Raw genomic sequence first — 18,842 nt, 5'->3', positions numbered from 1 at the left:
CGCGGCTCGATTGCTACAGTGAGCCGAAGTCGAGGGGGCGCACGTGACGGGTTCGGGTCTGAGTTCCGCCGAGGTGGCACAGCGCGTCGCCGAGGGCAGGACGAACGCGTTCGTTCAGGACACGAGCCGCAGCGCGTGGAGCATCGTGCGCACCAACGTGCTCACGCTCTTCAACGGCATCATCCTCATGTGCTTCCTGGTGCTTCTCGCGATCGGCCGCTGGCAGGACGCTCTGTTCGGCTTCAGCGCGGTCGCCAACGCGGTGATCGGCAGTGTGCAGGAGTACCGGGCCAAACGGGCCCTCGACCGACTGGCCGTGCTGAATGCCCCGCACGCCCGAGTGCTGCGAGACGGCTCCGAGACCGAGATCGACATCGCGCTCGTCGTGGTCGACGACACGCTCGTGCTGCGGGCGGGCGACCAGGTGGCCGCCGACGGACTCGTCGACGCCTCGAGCGGCCTGCAGGTCGACGAGTCGATGCTCACCGGCGAATCGGATGCCGTCGAGAAGGTACCCGGGGATCGCGTGCTGTCGGGTTCGGTCGTCGTCGGGGGCGAGGGCACCGCGGTCGTCGACCGCGTGGGTGCGGACTCGTTCGCGAACTCGCTCTCCGCCGAAGCGAAGCGGTTCTCCCTCGTCGCGAGCGAACTGCGCTCCTCGATCAACCGGGTGCTGAAATGGGTGGCCTGGATCATCGGCCCGGTCGCCCTGCTGGTGCTGAACGCCCAGATGATGACACAGGGCGGCTGGGTCGACGCGGCCTCGAGCGGCGGCTGGCGCGCCGCCGCCACGGCGACCATCGCCTCCGTCGTGGCCATGGTGCCGCTGGGTCTCGTTCTGATGACGAGCATCACCTTCGCCGTCGGAGCGGTCAAGCTCGCGAGGCAGCAGGTTCTCGTGCAGGAGCTTCCCGCGGTCGAGGGCCTCGCCCGGGTCGACATGATCTGCCTCGACAAGACCGGAACGCTGACGCAGGGCGACATCGTGTTCGAGGAGGCGCACGTGCTCATCGAGGTCGCCGGCTGGGAGGGAGTGCTTGCCTGGTACGGCGTGCAGAACGACGCGAACGCGACGGCACGCAGTCTCGCCTCCCGGTTCACGGACTCGCCCCGCGAGGCCGTTCTCGATCGTGTGCCGTTCTCCTCCGCCAGAAAGTGGAGCGCCGTGACCTTCGACGACGGCATGTGGGTTCTGGGCGGGCCAGAGATGGTCTTCCCGTCCGAGCGCTCCGACGGCGACGATCATCAGCACCTCGCGGCACGGGCGGCAGAGCTCGCGGCCACCGGTCGCCGCACCCTCGTTCTCGCGCACGGCTCGCCGACCATCGACGAGACGGTCCCCGCAGACGCGGTTCCGGTCGCGCTCCTCACCTTCCGCGAGAACATCCGTCCGGATGCCGCCGAGACGCTCGGCTACTTCGCCGCCCAGGGCGTGGGCGTGCGCATCATCTCCGGCGATAGTCCTCAGACGGTCGCGGCCATCGCGCGCGAGGTCGGTCTCGACGCGCCCCGCGGTTTCGATGCGCGCGAATTGCCCGACGGCGACGACGAGCTGCTCGCGGTGCTGAACGAGTACATCGTGTTCGGCCGGGTCACCCCGGATCAGAAGAAGCGCATCGTGGTGCGGCTCAAGGCGGCGGGCCACACGGTCGCCATGACCGGAGACGGCGTGAACGACGCGCTCGCGATCAAGGAGGCCGACATCGGGGTCGCGATGAACTCGGGGGCCGCGGCCACCAAGGCGGTCGCCCGGCTGGTGCTGCTCGACGGGCGCTTCTCGCACCTGCCCAGCGTCGTGGCGGAGGGGCGCCAGGTGATCGCGAACATCGAGCGCGTGTCCATGCTGTTCCTCACCAAGACCGCGTACGCCACGTTCCTCGCGATCACCTTCGGCATCCTGCTGCTGCCGTTTCCGTTCCTGCCTCGACAGCTGTCGGTGACCGACGGCCTGACCATCGGCATCCCGGCGTTCTTCCTCGCGCTGCTGCCGAACGCCCAACGCTACGTGCCCGGCTTCCTGCGCCGCTCGCTCACCTTCGCCATCCCGGCCGGCGTCGCCGTGACGCTCGGTATCGCCGCCTACGCGCGGCTCGCAGCCGGCCAGAACATCGCCGAGCCCGAGATCCGCACCGGCTCGACCCTGATCCTCACGATCATCGGACTCTGGATCCTCGTGGTGCTGTCACGCCCGGTGACCAGGTTCAAGGGCGTGGTGATCGGCGCCATGATGATCGGCCTGGTGCTGGTGTACACGGTGCCGATCGTGCGCGACTTCCTTCAGCTCGTCGACCTCACGCTGCCGACGGCCCTGCTGGTGCTCGGAGCATCTCTCGTGTCGATCGCGCTGATCGAGATCGTGCGATTCGCCCACCGCAGGATCGCTCGCCGCGACGCGGAGCTGGCCGTGAGTCAGCGCGGGGCGAAATAGCGACGCCCTGCTCCCGTCCAGAGGGGCAGGATGACGGCGGCCGACGACACGAGCTGCACGGCGACGCCCGACCAGTCGCCGTCGCCCGCGACGATCAGATCGGCGATCGCCAGGGCGAGTGCGAGCAGGAGCACGACCGTGGCTGACACCCGGGCTGCCCGGCTCCCCCGGGCCACCCCCGACGCGAGCGCGATGACGAACAGTCCGAACAGGATCATGCCCGCGCCGAAGAGCGACACGAGAAGGCCCACGTCGCCGGTCGGCGCGTCGGGAATGTAGCGAATGAACAGGGTCAGGATGCCGAGGACGATCTGGGCGATCCCGCCCAGGTACATCACCACCACGGCGACGATGACGAAGCCAGGCCGATCCCGTGAAGCGCTCTGAGTCATACCGCTAAGAGAACCACGGATGCGGGCCGACGCGCATCACCCCGGGCGCCGCCCCGAGAAGACGGCGTGCAGCAGCGGAATCGCCGAGACCGCCATGAGCACGGTGCCGAACACCGTGTCGCCTTCTCGCACGAGAGCACCCGCGATCAGCAGGGCACCGAACAGCAGTGCCGATACGAGCCTGCGGGCCGCGTGCTCGAGCCGCATCACCCGGCGCTCCAGCCCCGGGTTGGCCACGGCGACGGAGCCGTCCTCGATGCGTGTCACCAGATCATCGATGCGCTTGGGCAGTCTCCAGACGAGGGCGGCGTTGTCGAGCGCCTGCCTCCCCAGATCGCCCACCACGTTGCCTCGCTCGTCGCGGATGAGCTGCGCCGCATAGGGCTCGACGGAGTCCCACAGGTTGAACGACGGATCGAGTGCGCTGCACACGCCGGAGGTCAGGGACATGGCGCGGATGATGAGCAGGAAGTTCTCCGGCAGCTGGAAGGGCAGCGACCTGACGACGTGGCCGAACTGGTCGGCGAAGTCGCGGAACTCCCGAGGGTCGACCTCGCGCAGCTCGGCGAACCCCATTCCGCCGAAGCGGGCGAATAGCTGGGTCATGGCGCGTTCGAGTTCGGTGGTGTCTGCCGACGGGAGCAGCACGCCCACGTCGCGGATCGCATCCACCAGGCCTTTGCCGTCGCGCGACGCGGCGGCGATCAGCAGCTTGCGCAGCCCGCTGCGTGTGTTGCCGGGCACCTCGCCCATCATGCCGAAGTCGATGAAGGTGAGCTTCCAGGTCGTCCTGCCCGACGCATCCGGCCCGTCGCCCGTGGGGGTCACGAAGATGTTGCCGGGGTGCGGGTCTGCGTGGAAGAAGCCGTTCGTGAACAGCTGGTCGAACATCACGGCGGCGAAGACCGGCGCGACCTCGGCGGGATCGATGCCGGCGGCGCGCAGTGCGGCGGCGTCGGTGATCTTGATCGCCGTCACGTCTTCCAGCGTCAGCACCCTGCGCGTGGTGCGCTCCCAGACGATCGACGGCACGGCCACCCGGTCGTCGCCGGCGAAGTCCGCGGCGAATCGCTCGGAGCTCGCGGCCTCGTGCAGGTAGTCGATCTCCTCGAGGCTCGTGGCCGCGAACTCCTCGACGAGGGAGGGCATGTCGACGCGGTCGGAGACGAGGCGCACGTGGCTCAACCATCCGCCCACCTTGCGCAGTGCGGCCAGGTCGACGTCGACGATCTCGTCGATTCCCGGGCGCTGCACCTTGAGCACGACACCCGTGAGGCCGGTGTCGGCGGCGTCGCGCGGCGACAGCAGCGCCCGATGTGCCTGGCCGAGGGATGCCGCGGCGACGGGCGTCTCATCGACTCGCGCGAACGCCGTCTCGAGCGACACGCCCAACTCGGCCTCCGCGAGCGCCCGAATGGCCGCGAACGGAACCGCGGGAACCTCGTCTTGCAGTCCCTCGAGTTCCCTGGTGATCTCAGGCGGAAGCACGTCGAGGCGCGACGACATGAACTGGCCGACCTTGATCATGAGCCCGCCGAGGTCGACGGCGAGCACGTGGAAGCTGCGGGCGAAGCGCTGCATGCGCCGGGTGCGCGTGCGCTCGGCGACTCTCAGCAGGCCGATGCGGGGCAGGAACAATTCGAACCACCAGGTCACAGCCAGGTGCCAGGCGGAGAAACGCAGGATGCGGCGGTAGCGCGCTCGCGTGTTGCCGGCGCCCGCCGAGCCTGTGTTCTCCTGGGAGAAGGTCGGTGCCCCGTTCGGTCTGACCGACGTCACTCCCGTCAGTCCTGCGCGAGGATCGAGTACAGGCGACGACGGGCGTCGTCGAGCACGGCGACGGCCTGCTGCACCTGCTCCGGCGTGCCGGTACGTCCTACCTGGGCAGCTGCTTGAGCGAGCTCGACGCCGGACTTCGGCAGGGCGCCGAAGCTCGGGCCGTCTTGCTTCGTCTCGGTCGACGCCCAGGGGGTCGAGGTGCCGTCGGTGTCGACGACCTGCCGGCCGGCGTCGGTCAGGGCGTAGGTCTTGCGCCCGTTCGACTCCTCGGCGCTCACGAGACCTTCGTCGGCCAGCAGCTGCAGGGTCGGGTAGACGCTGCCCGCGCTGGGCTTCCAGCTGCCGCCCGAGCGCTCCTCGATCTCGCGGATGATCTGGTAGCCGTGCATGGGCTGCTCGGCGAGCAGCGAGAGCACGGCGGCGCGCACATCGCCCTTGCCCATGCGGGTGCCCGCTCCGGCCTTCTTCTCGAAGGTGGCGCGCAGCTGCTCCATCGCCTGCCACATGCCGTCGGCGTTTCCGAGGTTGCCGAGGTTGAACCCGCCTGCGGGGAATGAATTGCCCATGATGTCCTCCAAATGAACTCGCGAACGATAGTCAACGATATATCGGCAAGCTGACAGCCGGCTCCGTGTTCGACGAATTCCGAGAGGGCTGTTCTCAGTCCCTGTCGCTCTTCTCGAAGTAGAGCGACAGGAAGATCGCCATGATCGCGGCTCCCGCTCCGACGGCAGCATTCTCGCCACTCGTGCGGTCCCGACGCAGGAGTGCCGCTCCGGCCGCCGCATTCAGGGCACTCCAGGCCACGTTCACCGTCGGCGATGAGAGTCCGCGGCCGGGCGGACGCGCGAACGGCGACGGAAAGCGCCTCCCCTGCACCCCGGCGACGCCGTGCGGCACCGCGTTGACGAGAAGGACACCGGCAGCGAACTGCCTCAAGATCGTGGATCGGGACATGGGTTCTATTCTGTGCCTTCGGGGCGGGGATCGCGCTGCGAATCGGGGGTCGAATCTGGCGTCCCGTCGGGCGTCCCGTCGGGCTCGCCCTGTCGGGTGACGATCCTCATGGCCTCGAAGATCGCCTCGTCGAAGTAGTCGTCGGGATCCTCGATCAACCGTTCGATCGCGAGGGCGTGCGCCCTGACCCCGGCGCTCGGGTGGATCCTCGCCGCTCGGAGCGCCGGTACGGCATGATCACCGAGCTCCGCGAGCGCCCGGGCGAGACTGAGCTGCACGTCGCGATCGCCACGGCCCAACTGCGTGCTCAGCATCGTCGCGACCTCCCCCTCCTGGCCGACCGGCACGAGGATGACCCCGGCACGCCAGGACGCCCGTGCGACCGACTCGTCGGCATCCTGTATCGCGCTCTCGGTGACGGCCGCCCACCCGCGCGGGTCGCCCACCTTCGACAGGCTGTGGAACGCCTGGCTGCGCGCCTGCGGCACGGCCGATGTCGTCTCGACGGTCAGGCGCGGCACGGTGAGGTCGGCCGGATGCCGCGTCAGGGCCCAGGTGAGCATGTCGCGCACGAAGAAATCGGCTTCGACCGCGCAGCGATCGACGAGCACATCGACGTAGGCGTCGTTCGGATAGGTACCGGCCGAGAGCGCGGCCTGAAGCCGAACCGAGGCGTCCGCCGATCCCAGGGCGGCGCGCAGTGCCTCGTCGGGTCGTGTGTTCATGAGGTCCTCATGCATGCCAGTCAACACTGTCGGGCACGGGAGCGTGCCTGTATGACGCGTGCACGGGCAATAGACTCCGGGTCATGCGCCTCGGAGTCATCGATGTAGGGTCCAACACCGTCCACCTCCTGGTTGTGGACGCGCATCCCGGGGCGAGCCCCGTGCCCTACCACTCCCAGCGCTCCACGCTGCGGCTCATGCGCTATCTGGATGCCGATGGTGCGATCAACGAGGAGGGCGTGCGGCGCATCGTCGCGGCGGTGAAGGAATCCGCCGAGACCGCCCGCGACATCGGGGTCGACGACCTCATCTCGACGGCCACCAGTGCCATTCGCGAGGCGACGAACGGCGAGGAGGTGCTGGCTCGCATCGCGCGGGAGACCGGAGTCGAGCTGCACGTGCTGTCGGGAGAGGACGAGGCGCGCATCACCATGCTCGCCGTGCGACGATGGCTCGGCTGGTCGGCGGGCGAGATCCTGCTGTTCGACATCGGTGGCGGGTCGTTCGAGATCGCGCAGGGCGCCGACGAGTACCCCGACGTTCAGGCGTCGCTTCCTCTCGGCGCCGGGCGCACGACGGTCGGATTCCTCGCCGAGGATCCACCTCAGCGCGCCGACATCTCAAGACTGCGCGCGCACGCCCGCGCCGAGCTGACTCGGCTGCGGGATGAGCTGTTCGCAGACCGGCCTCGCCCCAAGCGTGTGGTGGGCACCTCCAAAACGATCCGATCGCTCGCCCGACTGGTCGGTGGTCCGTCGGATCCTGTGACCGGGGATCTGGCCCAGCTTCACTATGCGGGCCTGCGCGAGTGGGAGCCCTCCCTGCGGGCGATGACGGGTGCCGCGCGCGAGCATCTGCCCGGCATCACGCCCGAGCGCGGATACCAGATCCTCGCCGGCGCGGTCGTGCTGCGCACGGCCATGAAGGTGTTCGACGTGCAGACCATGACGATCTCGCCGTGGGCGCTGCGCGAAGGGATAGTGCTGCGCTACATCGACGCGCTCGACGGGCGCGACCGTGCGTTCGGCGCGCGGACTGCGGGCCCTGAAGAGTCCGTCTCGATCAGCTCCTCGCCATGGAGGAGCGAACGAAGTTCTTGAGCCGCGACGGCGAGCGGTCCGCGTAGGGCGTCCTGCTGCTCCCGCGTCAGCGGATCGAACACGAGCTGCTGAACTCGCTCGACATGGCCGGGCGCACTGTCTACGACCTTCTCCATTCCGAGGTCGGTGAGTGTTCCCAGGGTGAATCGTCCGTTCTGTGGATCAGGCCGCCGGGTCACCCACGCCTGCTGCTCGAATCGCGCCATCACTTTCGACAGTCTCGGCAGTGTGCAGTTGCAGACGGCAGCGAGCTCGCTGAGCCGAATCGTGCGCTCGTCACTCATGGACAGCCGCGCCAGCACGCTGTACTCGAAATTCGACAGACCCGAATCGCGCGTCAGCTGCCGATCCAGGAGCGGCGGAAGAGCGATGACGACGGTGAGCAGGTCTTGCCACAGTTGCTGCTGATCGTCGTTCAACCACCTCGGCTCATCTGTCATGGGGCAAGCGTAGTCGGCCAATCCGCACTTGCCAAGGCAAGTCAAAACGACTATCTTGACTTGACGAGGCAAGTCCCACTATCTCGAGGAGTTTCAATGAAGGCCATCCGTTACCACCAGTTCGGCGGCACCGACGTCCTGCAGAACGAGGAAATAAATCAGCCGACCCCCGCCGCAGGCGAGGTCCTGATCCAGGTCGCCGCGACCTCGTTCAACCCGGTCGACGAGCACATCCGCCTCGGCGTTCTCGCGGCACTCATCCCCACCGAGCTGCCGATTACGCCTGGCCTCGATGTCTCCGGCACTGTTGTTGCCATCGGCGAGGGCGTGACGACGGTCTCTGTCGGCGACCAGGTCGTCGGCATGTTCCCGATGGATCAGCACGGGGGCGCCGCAGAGTACGCGGTCATCGCCGCTGATCTCGTTGCGCGTGCGCCGCAGAGCGTCGACCTGGCGGACGCCGCCGCACTCCCCCTCACCGGCCTGGCAGCTCGGCAGGCCGCGGTGGAGCTGGCCGACGTGCGCCCAGGGCAGACGGTCCTCGTGATCGGTGCGGGTGGTTCCGTCGGCGGCATCGTCGTGCAGCTCGCGGCAGATGCCGGTGCGACCGTGACCGCGGCCGCATCGCCGCGTCATGCAGGCCGACTCCTCGAGCGTGGCGCGACGCACACGGTCGGGCCCCTCGACCTCGAGGCCGGACCTGCGGCTGTCGGCGGCATCTTCGACGTGGTCATCAACCACGTGCGGTTCGCTCCGGAAGAGCTCGAGAAGCTCTCTGCCTACGTGGCCGACGGCGGTATCGCGGTGAGCTCTGCCGGCGCTATCCCGGCCGACGAGGCTCGAGGCACCCGTTCCGCGAATGTGTGGGTGACGCCCAACGGCGAGCACCTGGCCGACATGGTGGCCCGCCTCGACGCCGGGAGCATCACTCTGAATGTCACAAACCGACGGGCTCTCCACGAGCTGCCTGCGGTACACGAGGCCGCCGGCTCCGGCAGCCTCGGCGGCAAGACGGTCATCACCGTCGGCTGACCTCAGCTACGGCCTGCTCGGCGTCTTCTCGCTCGGGATCGAATGGCCGGTGTACGGAATACTCGCGGGCGCAGTCGTGCTCACTGGTCTAACGTCTCCGTGCAGGCGGAGCGGGATGACCGATCGTCAGTACAGGTCGCGGAGGAACGCGCCGATATCGGCGGCGAGGAGCCCGGGTTCCTCGTGAGGGGCGAAGTGGCCGCCCCGGGGCATGACCGTGTAGCGGACCACGTCGTAGGTGCGTTCCGCCCAACTGCGCGGTGGGCGGCTTAAGTCGTGCGGAAAGATGGCGACGGCAGTGGGAACCCGGACGCGCTGCACGGGGGGCGCGTGACCAGTGGCGTACTCGTAGTACGGCCTGAACGAGGTCGAGATGGAGCCGGTGAACCAATACAGGGAGGCGAGGGTCAGAAGGTAGTCATCGCTGAATCGCCTCGATAGATCGCTCTCGCAGTCGCTCCAGGACCGGTGCTTTTCCATGATCCATGCCAGGAGCCCTACGGGGGAATCTGCAAGCGCCGGAGCGAGAGTGAGTGGACGCGTCTGCTGCTGATGTTGATAGCCGCCCTCGGCCTCGGTCCACGTCCGCACTTGGTCGAGGTAGGCGCGCTCCTCGACCGTGATGGTCTCCTCGTCCACGTCCGGAGGGGAGGCGACTGCGAGCAAGTGGATGCCGACAACTGCCTCGGGGTGGTTCTCGGCCAGACGCGACGTGATGCCCGCGCCCAGATCTCCACCGTGGGCGGTGTAACGCGTGAAGCCGAGGTGAGACATGAGCCGGTGCCAGAGCTCGTGGGTGGGATCGTCCAAGCTCGGTCGTTGCGGAGAGAAAGGGAAGCCAGGAAGCGCAGGAACGATGACCGTCACGGCGTCGGCTGCGTCTCCGCCGAACTGCGAGGGCGAGGAGAGGCGTCTGGCGAGCTCGACAAGTTCGAGCGCCGAACTGGGCCAGCCGTTGGTGAGCACCAGAGGCAGGCGTCCGGCTTGTTCGGCATCGAAGCGCAGATATGAGAGTGGCGTACCGTCAAGGCTGATACTCGCCCACGGGAGCGCCTGGATCTCACATCGACTCGAGTCCCAGTCGAAACCTTCGGCCCAGCGGTCGGCGAGGCGTCGCAACTCGGTCTGATCGGTACCCGCCGACCAGCCGCTCACCGGCCAAGGCAGCGCCCACCTGGTGCGCCGAATACGATCTCGAAGATCGGCAAGGTCATCCGGAGACACGTGCACATCAAACGGTTCAGCCATGGTCAGCCCGAGCTGATCGAGGCGGCAGAAGGTCTACACACTCACTCCTGAGCGGGGTGAGGATCGCTTCGGCGAGGTCCTCTAATTGGTCGACCTGCTGGGGGTCCAGTAGCTCGAACACTCGAGCACGGACTTCCGCGACGTAGCCGGGCTCCACCTCGGTCAGAAGCTGAGCGCCTGACGTCGTCAATCTCGCCAAGATCTTCCGGGCGTCCGCCGGGTCCGCGCTTCGCGCCAGAAGACCTCTTTTCTCCAGCCGCCCTACGATCCGAGACAGATGCGACGGCGTCACGTTGGCAGTAGCAGCAAGGCGACTCATATGTATCTCGCGATCCTCGATGAGAGACAGGCAGCGCAACACCCCGTACTCGGCGTGGCGGAGATCTGCGGACCGCTCCAGATAGGCATCCAGCTCTGCGGGCATCCACATCATGACGCCTACAAACAATGACCAGGTCCGGTCCTGCTGCGACGAAAGGTACTCATTAGGCATGGTCCCAGACTACAGTTCCTTGCCACGGAAAGGAATCAAGCGTATTGTTCCTTTCCGCAGCAAGTATTTGCTGACTCTACCCCTCAGAAAGTAGGCAATCCATGCGCGCCGCCCGATTCCATTCATACGGAGATCCCGACGTTCTTGTCATCGAAGACGCACCCGAACCTCACGCTGGTGAAGGTTCGATCCGCATCAAGGTTCAGGCAACGAGCGTCAACCCGATCGATGTGGTCCTGCGCGCCGGCCACTTGGCCCAGTTCCTGCCGCTGGATCTGCCCGCCATTCCCGGAAGGGATGCCGTCGGTGTCGTCGACGAAGTCGGTCCAGACATCACGGATACGCACGTCGGCGACCTCGTGTTCGGCCTGGGCGGGGTGAGCGACACCTCTGCCGAGTTCGCGGTCCTGACCGCGTGGGCCCCCGTCCCTGAGACGTGGTCGACTGCGCAGGCCGCGGCTGCAGGGCTTGCCTCCACCACCGCCGGGGCCGTTCTCGATGCCCTGGGAGACGTGAACGGCAAGACCTTCCTCATCGAGGGCGCGTCAGGTGCCGTCGGCAGCGCCGCTGCAGCATTCGCGATCGCCGCCGGTGCCACCGTCATCGGCACCGGCCGGGAGAGCAACCACCCGTACCTGCAGTCTCTCGGCGTTCGACCCACGACGTATGGCCCGGGGTTGGCCGACCGTGTGGCCGCCCTCGCGCCAGACGGCGTCGACGCAGCGCTGCATTCGGCACCCTCCGATTCGCTGCCGGACCTGTTGGGGATCGTCGGAGACACCTCCCGGGTCGTCACCGTCATCGATCACGAGGGAGCCGCACGACTCGGCGTGAAGAGCGTGAGCGCCCGCAACGACTCGACCCTCCTGCAGCACGCGTCGGCCCTCGGACGGGACGGGCTCTACACGCCCCGCGTCGACCACGAGCTCGCGATAGACGAGATCATCAAGGCGCATACCTTGACTGAGAACGGCGCCGGCAAGGTGGTCATCACCCAGCCCTGACCCGGGCACCCCGGAGCACCCTGGGGCCTCACCACCCGGTGAGGCCCAAGGGTCCGCCTACCCACAAGGGAATGAATTGGACCAACAAGTCCTCATATTGTGCGACGGAGAGTATGCTCGACCTCATCCGGAGCATCGATTCGCGCTGATCTGAGGGGCTCACATGACTGAGTTGCATGCTTCGCCTCGACCCGCAGCGGGCAGGCGTGCGGATGCCTAAGCGTCACGTTGGCAGCGTCAGCCCAGAACTCGAGGGCGTCAGCTTCACGAACACGAGATTCGATCCCGACCTGAACCCCTTCGGCCGCCTTGCAGCCAAGATGGCGGCGGCATTCGGATATTCGGCAGAACTGCACGGCGATCGGCGACTGCTGCAGTTGCTCAGGCTGCGCGTCGCGCAGATCAACCCGTGCTCCTACTGCCTCATTCTGCACACGGAGGTCGCAGCCACGATAGGGATCCCGCCCGTCGTCGTCGCGCACCTGGCATCGTGGCGTGAGAGCACGATGTTCACCTCGACGGAGCGGGCAGCCTTGGAGTACTGCGAGGCCCTCACCATCTTCGATCAGAAGAAGTTCGCCGTTGCACACGATGAACTGCGCACCCTCGTTGCCGAGCGGGACGTCGCGGAGATCGCCGCTGTGATCATCAACATGAACGTGTGGACTCGCCTCAAGCTCGCGCAGGGTGCGGTGCCCGTTCATTCGGATTCGACTCAAGCACGTGAACGGCACGTCGACCATCGGGTGGACCCCGAGTGAGCGGGCGGAGCGAGCGACTGGACTTTCCCGGCTCACAGGGCGCGATGCTGGCGGCGAGACTCGACCTTCCGGAGTCGGCACCGCGCGCATATGCCTTGTTTGCTCACTGTTTCACCTGTAGCAAGGATGTATTCGCGGCGGCCCGGATATCGCGATCTCTGACTGATTTCGGAATCGCCGTGCTCCGATTCGACTTCACCGGTCTAGGTAACTCCGGTGGCGAATTCGCCAACACCAACTTCAGCTCCAACATCGATGACCTTGATCGCGCCGCTAGTTTTCTCCGCACCCACTACGCAGCGCCGACGCTTCTGATCGGGCATTCATTGGGCGGGGCGGCCGTGCTTGCCGTCGCCCATCGCATCCCCGAAGTGCGGGCAGTAGCCACCATCGGAGCTCCTGCCGATCCCGACCATGTCATCCGACTATTGCTCGACAGCCGTGCTGAGATCGAAGCGTCCGGAGAAGCTGAAGTGCAACTCGCCGGTCGCACATTCCGCATTCGTCAGCAGTTTCTCGACGACATCTCCGCGCAACCGCAAGCCGAACGCATCCATGGCCTGAATGCGGCCCTGCTCGTCATGCACTCGCCCGTAGACACCACCGTCGACGTAGACAACGCGCGCCGCATCTTCGACGCCGCCCGTCACCCCAAGTCGTTCATATCGATCGACGGAGCCGATCATCTCCTCACGAAATCAGAGGATTCCACTTTCACAGCAGCGACCCTGGCCGCCTGGGCCAGCCGCTACGCGTTCGATCCGGTCTCGGAGCCAGTTGACCCGTCGCCGGCAGACAACCCGTCGGAAGGACTGGTCGTGGTTTCCGAGAGCGACGCCGGCGGACTAGCGCAGAGCATTGTCATCGGCCGGCACAGAGTCACCGCCGACGAACCCCGCCCGATCGGTGGCGACTCGGGTCCGTCGCCATATGATCTCCTTCTGGCGAGCCTAGGGGCATGCACCTCGATGACCCTTCGACTGTATGCCGAAAAGAAGAAGTGGCCCCTGGGGAAGATCAGCGTCACGCTCCGACACTCCCGAGTCCACGCGCAGGACTGCGTCGATTGCGAAACCACCTCCGGTCAGGTGGACCGTATCGAACGGGTGATCCATCTCGAAGGCGACCTCGACGACGACCAGCGCCGGCGACTGCGCGAGATCGCGGACAAATGCCCGGTGCATCGCACTCTGCAGTCCGAAGTCATCATCGAGACGACTGTCGGCCCGGCTGGGTAGGAGACCGTCGAGAAGGGCGGCCGCGTCTGCTCGCTCTGCTCAACTGGCGGTGACCAGATAGGAGTCCAGTGAACCACGAACATGGTTGCGGCCCTCGTTCAGCGCACGGCGAAGATCAGCCACATCGACGTCGAGGGTCGCCGCCGCATGTTCGGCGGTCTCTCCGTCGAAGTCCACCAGACTTACCGCCGTGGCCTGTAGAGGACTCACGGTGCCGAGGGCATCGTCGACGACGCCGTACAACTCGGTGGTCGTCAAGTCCGACTCCGGACCGAGTATCCGGTTCGGGCCGGGCCAGGCGTTGGGCTGGTCGATCCACGCCCCGGCGTCGGGGCCCTCGCTGTAAAACGAGGGATAGAACAACTCGGCCTCGTCGGCATCGGCGTCCAACTGCTCGACGGCACGATCTGCGCCACCGTCGTGATCATTGAAGGACTGCGCCTCGGGGTCACGATCCTCCTGGGCGAGCAACAACTGGGTCAGGCGTGCTCGGCTGAACGCCCCGGGCCCTTCGCCGAAGGCGCGCAGCCAGGTCGACTGGACCGCGTCTTCAGCCCCGTCCGGCCGGAAGGTGCGAGCGAGTCTGAGCAGGTATCCGGAGTGATCTACAGCGGCTCGAGCTGCCACATCCGCCACACTCTCGGCACCAGACATCTGGGCGAGCGCGCCCCGTAGCTCGTCGGGTACCGCGACGTCAGGACGTCCGGCCAGAATGTCGATGGTCATCCGTAGTTGAGCGAGGTGCTGGGAGCAGGCGTCGCATCCACGCAGGTGTGCGTCGACCTCTGCTCGTTCCTCGGGTTGAAGTGCGCCGTCGAGATAGTCCGAGGCGATCGAGACGATTCGAGAGCATGTCAGAGTGGCCATTTCGCAACACTAGTCCGCATGGACTCAAAGGTCCATCTTGGGCTAGCGTGAGGGGAACCGAGGGCTGCTCGGTGGATATGAACGCCTACCGCGTCGGACTTTTGCCCACCGCATCGCAACACGCGGCAAGGTGCTTCGCGGCGCGGATCCGCAAGCTCATGAGAGGCAAGACGCCCACGGAACGCAACGACGAAGGCATGATCACGCTGACCGACACCGATCAGGTGACCGAAGAGCTGGGGAATCCCACGAACAGCGCGGCTGGCGTCGGGAGGGTCGTGGTGACCGACGACATGGCTGCCGACGTATTCGAGCTCGCGGTCGACGGTCGCACTGCGGCCGGACTCCTGTATTCCACGGCAGGGACACGGGTGACGCTCCTCGCGACCTCCGTGTTCCCTCAGTTCCGAGGCCAGGGACTTGCGAGCAAACTGATCGGCGACGTGCTCGACACACTGCGCGCACAAGGACGAACGGCCACCCTCACCTGCCCATTCACCATCGCCTTCGTTGCTTCCCATCCCGAGTACGCAGATGTGGTCGACCCCGTTCACCCGGGCGCCGCCCGCAGGCATGGGGGCCAGCACTGAAGCGGACTGCGAGAGAAGAGGCTGGTAAGCAGCAACCCGCTCGAGCGACTACGAGTGGACCACCAAGGTGGGCAGGGCGCGGATGTGATTCTCGCGGGCAAGCTCGATGGAGGCCTCCGTGTCCACCTTGCCGAAGACGATATCCGGGTACTCTTTCGAGGCCGCTTCTCGCCGTTTTGGACCGAAAAGACCAAATGTTTGGTAGCATTCGTGCCATGGCGCAAGACCTGTGGAAGCGACCGCTCGCTCTGGTGAGCAGGTCCGAGCCTGAACGATTGGCCTGGTTGGATGCGGATCAGTTCAACGAGATGATTTTCGTCCGCGAAGAGGGCAGACCTGCTCACAAAGAGCGCGCTACGGATTGGGAGCCGGCCTCGGTGGATCAGACCGAGGTCCTGCGGAGAAGGCTCCGATGACAAAGTCGACGCGTGCATCCGACGGGGCTTAGCCCCAGCGACAAGGAGACCCGATGGCAACCATCGACATAACTGAAGAGAACATCAGCGAAGTGATCGGCGCTGGGGGCATTGTCTTTCTCGACTTCTGGGCTGAATGGTGCGCTCCGTGCAAGATATTCGCGCCCATCTACAAGGCGGCGTCGGAGGCCAATCCAGATATCGTTTTTGGAAAGGTGAACACCGAAGTAGCAACGAAGGTGGCCTCGGCGGCGGGCATTCAAGCCATCCCCACGCTGATGGCCTTCAGGGATTCGACGGTTGTGTTCTCGCAAGCCGGCGCGATTCCTACGCCCGCATTAGCAGATCTCATCACTGACGTGCGCTCGTTGGACATGGAAGCCATCAAAGCCGACGAGTCCGCTCATCCAGAAGGTCACCTACATACCCATCACTAGATCGTCGGCGACGACGCGACGACGGGAAGCGGCACATGGAGGACGAACCGCCCACCACTGATCTCGAAATGCTTCTGGCGCGAGTACCGGCCGGATGGTCACGACATGTGATAGGGAACGACTCCTGGGGGGTCAGCCGAACTGAACACGCAAACGGGAAGAGTACGACATTCGCGGCAGAACAACTGGGGGGCCCGGTGAAGTTCAGCGCCAACTTTTGGCACACCACTCAGGGGCCAATACTTCGACCGTGCGAAGTGCCACCCGACGTCGTCATCGATTTCCTCGCGAGTTTGCCATCGGCCGAAGAAGACTGATCGACGCGTCGGATCAGACGCGTGAAACCACCGGCACGTCGCCGGCCACGCACGGGGCAGGAGACACCATGACTTCTCCCGACGATTCAGCGGAGGCGACAGCACGAATGCCGATCCACGACGTGATGCCACCGAGCGCCAGAAGTCCGGCCGTCACGACTGCCGCCCTGTGGAACCCGTCGAGGTCTATCTGACCCCCGACGATGACGGCCAGGATGGCCACGATCACCAATCCGGCTATTCGCGCGACCGCATTGTTGACGGCGGATGCCGTCCCCGAGCGTTCCGTCGGCACGGAGCCGAGGATCGCACTGGTCAATGGAGACACGGTCACGGTCAGCCCGAGGCCGAACACCGACACGCCTGGCAATACCTGCTGCCAGTAGTTGAAGTCCCCCGACACGAGCAACAGCATCAAGGAACCCGCGGCCATGAGCAGTGGGCCGACGGTCATAAACACCCGTGGACCGAAACGGCCGCTCAAGGCGCCGATTCGAGAGCTGCCAAGAATCATGATGATCGTCATCGGCAGGGAGGCGAGCCCAGCGAGGGTCGCAGAGAGCCCGGCGGTCTGCTGGAGGTAGATCCCCAGAACGAACCCGTTCAGAGAGAGGGCGGCATAGATGAAAGCCGTTGCGACATTCCCCGTCCAGAAGTTCCGCACTCTGAACAGGTCGAGAGGGACGATCGGGTTGGTGCGATGACGCTGCCGAAGGAGGAAGAGAGCAAACGCGATAGCGCCGCCGACGAGGGAGACCAACACCACAACGCTGTTCCAGCCGCGGGAAGGGCCCTCGATGAGGGAGTAGACCATCGCCCCCAACCCGAGGGTGCACAGCACAGCGCCGACAACATCGATTCGTATCCCCGGCGTGCGGACGTCACGGACATCCAGCCGGCCCATCAGCACGAGCGCGATGGCAATGGGAATCACGTTGACGACGAAAGCCCAGCGCCACGTCGAGAAATCGGACAACAGCCCGCCGACGAGAGGTCCGATGATCGCGGCGGCGCTTGTTGCGCTCGTCCACATGCCGATAGCTCGCCCCTGGGCCGCGCCCTTGAACGACGCGATGATGAGGGCCAGAGAACTCGGCACCAACAACGCACCCGCGGCACCCTGAACCGCGCGCAAGACAATGAGGAATTCGATTGTCGGCGCCAGCGCGATGGCCACCGAGGTCAATCCGAAACCGATGAGCCCGATCCGAAGAATCAGCATTCGCCCGACCGCGTCGCTGAGCGATCCAGCTACAAGGATGAGCGAGCCGAGTGTGATGAGGTACGCATTCATCGTCCATTGCTGGCCGACCAGTCCGCCACCCAATTCCGCGCTGATCTTCGGCAGCGCTACGGTCACCACGGTGCCACTCAGGAAGGCGACGAAGGATGCCACTATCGCGAGCAGAAGAACAAGGCGCTGTGTACGGCTCATGGGCGCCACCCTACGCCCAAAGGTGCGGGCACAGCGTCAGACTTTTCCATTAACTGGACATACAGGTCCAATCCGCGAGATCATGAATGAAGGGTCGTCTACGAACCTGCTCGATACGTCACGCGGATACAGATTGGGCTACTCAGATGGCGAACGGACACGATGCACCTCGAGCATCCGGTGGCGAACCCGTGACCTACGAGGCCGCGCTCGAGGCGCTATCCGACGTCGAACTCGTCTACGACGATGGAGCCATCCAGCAGTTCATGGAAGACGGAACAACGGTCTACGTCGAGTCAGGACGCAGCACTCGTGGCGAATGGAGTGTCGCCGACGATGGCGTCTTCTCCTCGTATTGGCCGCCGAGTTTTCGAGCCAGTTACTCTCTGTCCTGGCGAGTCGAGAATCAGGTCGTGGTCGGTCTCACCTTCACGAGCCACAGAGACCAGAGCTCTTTTTCCGGCATATTCAGAACACCGACCAGCGGTGTTGGATTGCCGAGCTGAGTTCGTTGCTTCGCTTATTCGGAGCGGTTATCCGACTCGAACGTGCGGACCTGAGCGATAGCCATGTCGAGAGCAACCTTCATGGGATACATGTCCCGAGCCGTCTGCGCCAAGAGGTAACCACCTTGCAAGGCCGCCAAGAGTCCGCTGGCGAGCGCACGCGCATCCGCGTCTTTGCGAAGAACTCCATTGCTCTTCATCGCGGTTATTGCGCCTGTGAGCAGCGACAGCCAGTGGTCGAAGTGAATCGAGATCGCTTGGCGAGCATTGTCGTCCTGGTCAGCGAGCTCATTCGCAAGAGAACCCAGCGGGCACCCATAAGCACCGTTCTGGCGACTGTTCCGCTCCACAAGCTCGTCGCGCCACAGCTCCAAGCCGCGGATCGAATCCACCTCTTGCAAAAATTTGCGCTGCTGCGCCAGCACGTCTTCTCCGCGCTGTTCGATAACTGCGTTCACTAGTGCGTCCTTGTCGACGAAGTGCTGGTACAGCTGCGACTTCGATGTTTTGCTGGCCAACCGGACATCGGCCAGCGTCGTCGCGGCCACCCCTCGCTCGTACATGAGCTGATTGGCAGCCGCTAGGATTCGGGCCTTTGTGGCAACCCCTCGCGCCGTTAGCCGACGAGTGGGGTTTTCGCTGCTGATCATGGTTTACAGATTAGTTGCAGGACAGGC

Annotated in this window: 20 protein-coding genes and 1 pseudogene; 9 read left to right on the top strand and 12 right to left on the bottom strand. The window is 65.4% G+C overall.

Translation table 11 applies throughout. The features are described 5' to 3' along the window. Window positions 1–43: 43 nt before the first annotated feature. On the top strand, window positions 44–2,428 hold the full coding sequence (locus ASF06_RS17060; protein WP_055949885.1) for an HAD-IC family P-type ATPase: 2,385 nt from the start codon (window positions 44–46) through the stop codon (window positions 2,426–2,428). On the opposite strand, the gene ASF06_RS17055 is transcribed toward ASF06_RS17060, so the two are convergent. The 5 genes from ASF06_RS17055 to ASF06_RS17035 all read right to left on the bottom strand — a co-directional run bounded on the left by ASF06_RS17055 (window position 2,410) and on the right by ASF06_RS17035 (window position 6,281). Beyond that, window positions 2,410–2,820, bottom strand: a complete 411-nt coding sequence (locus ASF06_RS17055; protein WP_235501057.1) for a hypothetical protein — start codon at window positions 2,818–2,820, stop codon at window positions 2,410–2,412. The two genes, ASF06_RS17060 and ASF06_RS17055, sit on opposite strands and share 19 nt — an antisense overlap. Window positions 2,821–2,856: 36 nt before the next feature. Beyond that, on the bottom strand, window positions 2,857–4,599 hold the full coding sequence (locus ASF06_RS17050; RefSeq protein ID WP_055949879.1) for an ABC1 kinase family protein: 1,743 nt from the start codon (window positions 4,597–4,599) through the stop codon (window positions 2,857–2,859). 5 nt (window positions 4,600–4,604) lie between these two features. Then, the gene (locus tag ASF06_RS17045) at window positions 4,605–5,165 is read right to left on the bottom strand and encodes a PadR family transcriptional regulator (protein ID WP_055949877.1); all 561 of its coding nucleotides are present in this window, start codon (window positions 5,163–5,165) and stop codon (window positions 4,605–4,607) included. A gap of 94 nt (window positions 5,166–5,259) precedes the next feature. Further along, a complete protein-coding gene (locus tag ASF06_RS17040; RefSeq protein WP_055949873.1) occupies window positions 5,260–5,556 on the bottom strand; it encodes a hypothetical protein in 297 nt (98 codons plus the stop codon). Window positions 5,557–5,561: 5 nt separating this feature from the next. Beyond that, window positions 5,562–6,281, bottom strand: coding sequence for a HEAT repeat domain-containing protein (locus ASF06_RS17035; RefSeq protein WP_200920406.1), 720 nt, complete (start codon window positions 6,279–6,281; stop codon window positions 5,562–5,564). An 83-nt stretch (window positions 6,282–6,364) separates the two neighbouring features. On the opposite strand from ASF06_RS17035, the gene ASF06_RS17030 reads away from it, so the two are divergent. Next, complete coding sequence (locus tag ASF06_RS17030; RefSeq protein ID WP_082501038.1) at window positions 6,365–7,381, top strand: Ppx/GppA phosphatase family protein; 1,017 nt, start codon at window positions 6,365–6,367, stop codon at window positions 7,379–7,381. Here the strand turns inward: ASF06_RS17030 and ASF06_RS17025 are convergent. Continuing rightward, the gene (locus ASF06_RS17025; RefSeq protein ID WP_082501037.1) at window positions 7,270–7,821 is read right to left on the bottom strand and encodes a MarR family winged helix-turn-helix transcriptional regulator; all 552 of its coding nucleotides are present in this window, start codon (window positions 7,819–7,821) and stop codon (window positions 7,270–7,272) included. The two genes, ASF06_RS17030 and ASF06_RS17025, sit on opposite strands and share 112 nt — an antisense overlap. 96 nt (window positions 7,822–7,917) lie before the next feature. Between ASF06_RS17025 and ASF06_RS17020 the strand changes: the two genes are divergently transcribed. Then, complete coding sequence (locus tag ASF06_RS17020; protein WP_055949869.1) at window positions 7,918–8,853, top strand: NADP-dependent oxidoreductase; 936 nt, start codon at window positions 7,918–7,920, stop codon at window positions 8,851–8,853. A 126-nt stretch (window positions 8,854–8,979) separates the two neighbouring features. Here ASF06_RS17020 and ASF06_RS17015 read toward each other — a convergent pair whose 3' ends face one another. Both ASF06_RS17015 and ASF06_RS17010 read right to left on the bottom strand, forming a co-directional pair. Further along, window positions 8,980–10,101 (bottom strand): epoxide hydrolase family protein, encoded by a 1,122-nt coding sequence (locus ASF06_RS17015; protein WP_055949866.1) that lies wholly within the window; start codon window positions 10,099–10,101, stop codon window positions 8,980–8,982. After that, window positions 10,094–10,594 carry a MarR family winged helix-turn-helix transcriptional regulator gene (locus ASF06_RS17010; RefSeq protein ID WP_055949863.1) on the bottom strand — a complete coding sequence of 167 codons (501 nt, stop codon included), beginning with the start codon at window positions 10,592–10,594 and terminating at the stop codon, window positions 10,094–10,096. Before ASF06_RS17010 ends, ASF06_RS17015 begins: the two co-directional genes overlap by 8 nt. A gap of 101 nt (window positions 10,595–10,695) precedes the next feature. On the opposite strand from ASF06_RS17010, the gene ASF06_RS17005 reads away from it, so the two are divergent. The 3 genes from ASF06_RS17005 (at window position 10,696) to ASF06_RS16995 (ending at window position 13,597) form a co-directional block, all read left to right on the top strand. Beyond that, window positions 10,696–11,598, top strand: a complete 903-nt coding sequence (locus ASF06_RS17005) for an NADP-dependent oxidoreductase (RefSeq protein ID WP_055949860.1) — start codon at window positions 10,696–10,698, stop codon at window positions 11,596–11,598. A 176-nt stretch (window positions 11,599–11,774) separates the two neighbouring features. Next, entirely contained in the window at window positions 11,775–12,359 is a 585-nt protein-coding gene (locus ASF06_RS17000; RefSeq protein WP_235501056.1) for a carboxymuconolactone decarboxylase family protein, read from the top strand. A 44-nt stretch (window positions 12,360–12,403) separates the two neighbouring features. Continuing rightward, window positions 12,404–13,597, top strand: a complete 1,194-nt coding sequence (locus ASF06_RS16995; RefSeq protein ID WP_055950091.1) for a bifunctional alpha/beta hydrolase/OsmC family protein — start codon at window positions 12,404–12,406, stop codon at window positions 13,595–13,597. A gap of 39 nt (window positions 13,598–13,636) precedes the next feature. Here ASF06_RS16995 and ASF06_RS16990 read toward each other — a convergent pair whose 3' ends face one another. Next, window positions 13,637–14,323, bottom strand: a complete 687-nt coding sequence (locus ASF06_RS16990) for an RNA polymerase sigma factor (RefSeq protein ID WP_235501055.1) — start codon at window positions 14,321–14,323, stop codon at window positions 13,637–13,639. A 36-nt stretch (window positions 14,324–14,359) separates the two neighbouring features. Next, a pseudogene (locus tag ASF06_RS20230) lies at window positions 14,360–14,464 on the bottom strand (zf-HC2 domain-containing protein); the annotation flags it as partial. Between the two features lie 158 nt (window positions 14,465–14,622). Here ASF06_RS20230 and ASF06_RS16985 point away from each other — a divergent pair. Further along, window positions 14,623–15,054, top strand: coding sequence for a GNAT family N-acetyltransferase (locus tag ASF06_RS16985; protein WP_162237722.1), 432 nt, complete (start codon window positions 14,623–14,625; stop codon window positions 15,052–15,054). 469 nt (window positions 15,055–15,523) lie between these two features. Continuing rightward, a complete protein-coding gene (locus ASF06_RS16975) occupies window positions 15,524–15,907 on the top strand; it encodes a thioredoxin family protein (RefSeq protein ID WP_055949849.1) in 384 nt (127 codons plus the stop codon). Window positions 15,908–16,237: 330 nt separating this feature from the next. On the opposite strand, the gene ASF06_RS16970 is transcribed toward ASF06_RS16975, so the two are convergent. Continuing rightward, the gene (locus ASF06_RS16970; RefSeq protein WP_055949846.1) at window positions 16,238–17,659 is read right to left on the bottom strand and encodes a DHA2 family efflux MFS transporter permease subunit; all 1,422 of its coding nucleotides are present in this window, start codon (window positions 17,657–17,659) and stop codon (window positions 16,238–16,240) included. Window positions 17,660–17,850: 191 nt separating this feature from the next. Between ASF06_RS16970 and ASF06_RS16965 the strand changes: the two genes are divergently transcribed. Beyond that, window positions 17,851–18,165 carry a hypothetical protein gene (locus ASF06_RS16965; protein ID WP_157439248.1) on the top strand — a complete coding sequence of 105 codons (315 nt, stop codon included), beginning with the start codon at window positions 17,851–17,853 and terminating at the stop codon, window positions 18,163–18,165. A gap of 14 nt (window positions 18,166–18,179) precedes the next feature. Here ASF06_RS16965 and ASF06_RS16960 read toward each other — a convergent pair whose 3' ends face one another. After that, window positions 18,180–18,815: a TetR/AcrR family transcriptional regulator gene (locus ASF06_RS16960; protein ID WP_055949840.1), complete on the bottom strand. Its 636-nt coding sequence runs from the start codon at window positions 18,813–18,815 to the stop codon at window positions 18,180–18,182. Window positions 18,816–18,842: the final 27 nt, after the last annotated feature.

The organism is Agreia sp. Leaf244 (genome assembly GCF_001422695.1).
In the GTDB taxonomy this organism is placed as follows: domain Bacteria; phylum Actinomycetota; class Actinomycetes; order Actinomycetales; family Microbacteriaceae; genus Agreia.
This window is presented reverse-complemented; position numbering and strand designations above follow the sequence as displayed.